The organism is Corynebacterium sp. (assembly GCF_030152825.1).
Taxonomy (GTDB): domain Bacteria; phylum Actinomycetota; class Actinomycetes; order Mycobacteriales; family Mycobacteriaceae; genus Corynebacterium.
On sequence record NZ_JASLIP010000103.1, the window covers coordinates 1 to 3,469 of the forward strand.

A 3,469-nucleotide genomic window follows, 5' to 3' on the forward strand; every position below is an offset into this window, starting at 1 on the left:
ACTGGGGTGACCGACGTCTGGGTGACCGACTACTACGAGGTAGCCGCCGCCAACGACGAGGGCGAGGACGTCGACCCGTTTTCCGATGCCGACCTCAGTCGGACGGTCGGGTTCTTCCGTGAGGATGACGGCGGGGACGGCGAGGGCACGCTCGTTAGCCTGCAGGTCACGGCCCGGGGAGTGGATAGCACGAAGGCGATGGTCAACGAGCTGCTGAAGACCGCCGAGCTGCGACCAGAGGCCGTCACCGAGGTCTCCCCACAGCAGCGGGAGGGAGGCCGATGATGCTGCCGGAACAGCAATCCCAGGGGCGCAGTAACCCTGCCGACTCGACGCCGGAGAGGAGCGCCTTGCCATTGCCGATCTCCGAGGCGGGCTCCGCGCTGGGCTTTTCGCCAGAGGGGGCCTCGGGGCCGCGTATTCGGCGCGGTGGGGTCTATATCTGCTTCACCCTGCTGGCGGTGCTTTGCTCGGTATTGGCCGTGCTCGCGCTGCTGCTTGCGACGCCGTCGGCTCCCGGGCTGCCACTGCTGGTTGCCCTCGGCATCTCCATTGCTCTGGTTGCTGTGGCCTGGTGGGGGCTTAGCCACCTGCGTTGCTACCGGGGTACGTCGCGCCGCCTGGTGGCCATGGCTCTGTGGTGGGGAGCGAGCGCTGGCAGCGTGCTCGCGGTATTCACCGCGGCGGATGCGGCCAGCGAGATTCCGGAGAAGCTTGGCCTGCCCCTTCTCTCGACGGCCTTTGGTGGGGCCTGGCCGGAGGAGATCACGAAGGCCCTGGGTATCTGGATGCTGCTGTGGATCGGCCGCGATTGGTGGAACCGGCCGCACCATGGCCTGCTGGCCGGCGTGTTCGTCGGGCTCGGCATGGAGGTTTACGAGAGCTCGCTCTACGCGCTGTTCCTCGGTGTGCTGCATCCTTCCTCGGACGTGGTGGGGGCGGCATCCGCCTATGGCATGCGGTTGCTTTTCGGTATCGGGCTGCACGCGGTATTCAGCGGGCTCGTCGGTTATGGCATTGGGCGGGCGCTATGGGGGCCGCACGAACGGAGCCGAGCATGGCGTTTTGGGCAGGTTTTCGGCTGGGGTTTCGCCGGTTTTGCGCTGCATTTCTTGTGGAATATCAGCTGGCCGGAGCCGGCCGCACTGTTCGCGATGGCGACCGTATGGGTCGCCGGGGTCGCCGTGCTAGCCACGTGCTTCTACCGGGAGGAGAAGGCATTGCGGCAGGTCGAGGACGGTTTCGACGAGCCCTAGCGGGTGCCTCGCCCTGGGGTGCGGTGCCGCCGCGAGGCGCAAAAACATAGCCCCGCAATGGGGCCTTTGTTAATTACAGTGGTGTAAGGTGTTGGAGATTACGTGCGATACGGATGTGAAAATAGTGAAAGTTGGGTACTCTATTTCACATGCGTTCACTGCCTTGGCGCCGCACGCGCCGTACCTCGACCCCTGCACGCCTCACGGCAACTGCCCTCCTGGGCACGTCTGCCACCGTCGCCGCGCTGATGGCGAGCCACGTGATCCCGGTGCCCTCCTGGGCAATCCCGGGCATTGACGTCGCCTCCCACCAGCACCCGGGCGGCGCAGCTATCGATTGGAACACCGTTGCTGCCAGCGGCCAGAAGTTCGCCTTCGTGAAGGCCACCGAGGGCACCAACTACACCAACCCCTACTACGCCTCCGACTCGGTGAAGGCTCAGCAGGCCGGCATCATCCCGGGCAGCTACCACTACGCTCGCCCGGGTTGGAACGATCCGCGCGCCGAGGCCCGGTTCTATGCCTCCGTGATCGCGACCGGCCCGCAGCCTTCCCTGCCGCCGGTCCTCGACCTCGAGGAAGATCAGGGCCTTAGCCCGCAGCAGCTGCAGCACTGGGTGCGTGAATGGATCGACGAGATCAAGATCCAGACCGGCCGCCAGCCGATCATCTACACCTACTACTCCTTCTGGAAGCAGAAGATGGCGAATACGACGGAGTTCTCCGAGTACCCGTTGTGGCTGGCCTACTACTCCAACAGTCTGCCGGGGGACATCCCGGGCGGCTGGGACAAGGTCACCTTCTGGCAGTACAGCGGCAACGGCTCCGTCGACGGCGTGATCACCGACGTCGATATGAACGAGTACTACGGCGACGACTCCCAGCTCCAGGCACTGGCCGGAGACATGGGAGCTAGCACCCCGGCCGGCGAGACCTCCAACCAGCTGGCAGCAACCCAGCCGATCGTCGAGAAGGAGGCCCAGATCGTCAACGAGATCGAGCACCAGACCGGCGTTAACATGCCGATCACCTCGGACTTCGTGGTCCAGCTGCTCGGCGTCGTCGGCGGCCGTGTATCCCCGGAGACCTTCATCAACAGCGCACTGCCGCAGCTCACCGGCCCGGTAGCTTCCGCGATCTCCCAGCAGCTTGGCGTGCCGCAGGACCAGGTCGCAGAGAAGATCCAGCAGGGCCAGGAGCTCCTGCCTGCACTCACCGCGCTGGCTGGCGCCTTGGGCGAGGCCCGCCAGAACGGTGGCGTGCCCACCGAGGCGATCCAGCAGCTGCTCAACATGGCAGGCGAGTCCGGTGCCCTGGGCAGCGCCGGCAGCAGCTCCACCGTTGACCTGGGCCAGCTGCTCCGTGTCATCCAGACGGTGGCAGGCACCCAGGACTGGGCAGGCCAGCTGCAGAACGGTCAGCTCAATGTCGACCCGAACGCGGTCCAGGGCCTCCTGCGCGCCCTGAGCTAAACACCGGAGCACACCCGCTCGCGAAAGATAAAGCCCGCGACTCCTCTCGAGGTACGAGGAGCCGCGGGCTTCGTCGTTGCCGGGGCAGTTAACGCTTGAGGCAGCTGGCTCTTGAGGCAGTTAGTACTGCTCGCGCACAGCTAGTGTTGCTCACCCACGTGCGCTGCCAGCCTGCCGTTTAGCCGGCAGGCCACCCGCTAATTATTCATCGTTGTACTTCATCGGGCCGTTGTACCAGAAGCCCGAGCGGGTCTTCTCTTCGACGTCCACCTCAACCGGGCGGGGCTTTTCACCCGTGGCGTCTGGGAAGGTACGCAGGCGGTCCAACACGCCCCAGTCCCGCAGCCAGTCGTCCTTAAGGTAGGTCGGCAGCTCCGTGGCCTGCGTGCTCATCTGCACCAGCCCCACGGAACCGCCACCGGCGTAGTCCATCACCGGGGTGAGGATGCGGCGGGCCGAGTGATCCGGCGAGATGCGGAACTCCGGCACCTCAGCCACGCCCACGTTGTGGTCGAATGGCCGCTGGCACGGGAACTGGAAGGCCGTGGCCCAGTCCAGCAGTGCCGGAGCCTCGGAACCCACATAGTCATTCAGCGACTCCAGCTGCGGGGCACGCGGCGGGGTCAGCGCCAGCCACTCGGACGGGGTGAGGTTCGTGTCTACCGCGACAATGCGGATCTGATCCGCCTCCTCCGGGATCCACTCCATCGGAATGCGCAGGTTGCGCCACTGCGGGGCGGT

3 protein-coding genes and 1 pseudogene are annotated in these 3,469 nt (G+C 65.7%); 3 read left to right on the plus strand and 1 reads right to left on the minus strand.

The genetic code is table 11. The annotated features are described in order from the left end of the window. The 3 genes and pseudogenes from Q1V78_RS09300 to Q1V78_RS09310 all read left to right on the plus strand — a co-directional run. A pseudogene (locus Q1V78_RS09300) lies at positions 1-285 on the plus strand (hypothetical protein); the annotation flags it as partial. A 65-nt stretch (positions 286-350) separates the two neighbouring features. After that, entirely contained in the window at positions 351-1,256 is a 906-nt protein-coding gene (locus tag Q1V78_RS09305; RefSeq protein WP_300613873.1) for a PrsW family intramembrane metalloprotease, read from the plus strand. Positions 1,257-1,405: 149 nt separating this feature from the next. Next, positions 1,406-2,728 (plus strand): glycoside hydrolase family 25 protein, encoded by a 1,323-nt coding sequence (locus tag Q1V78_RS09310; protein WP_300613875.1) that lies wholly within the window; start codon positions 1,406-1,408, stop codon positions 2,726-2,728. Between the two features lie 201 nt (positions 2,729-2,929). Here Q1V78_RS09310 and Q1V78_RS09315 read toward each other — a convergent pair. Further along, on the minus strand, positions 2,930-3,469 hold a 540-nt coding region (locus Q1V78_RS09315), incomplete at its 5' end, for an arabinosyltransferase C-terminal domain-containing protein (RefSeq protein ID WP_300613877.1).

Excerpts from the sequence above, each read along its gene's own strand:
- Q1V78_RS09310 (WP_300613875.1), top strand. The coding sequence starts at position 1,406 with ATGCGTTCACTGCCTTGGCGCCGCACGCGCCGTACCTCGACCCCTGCA.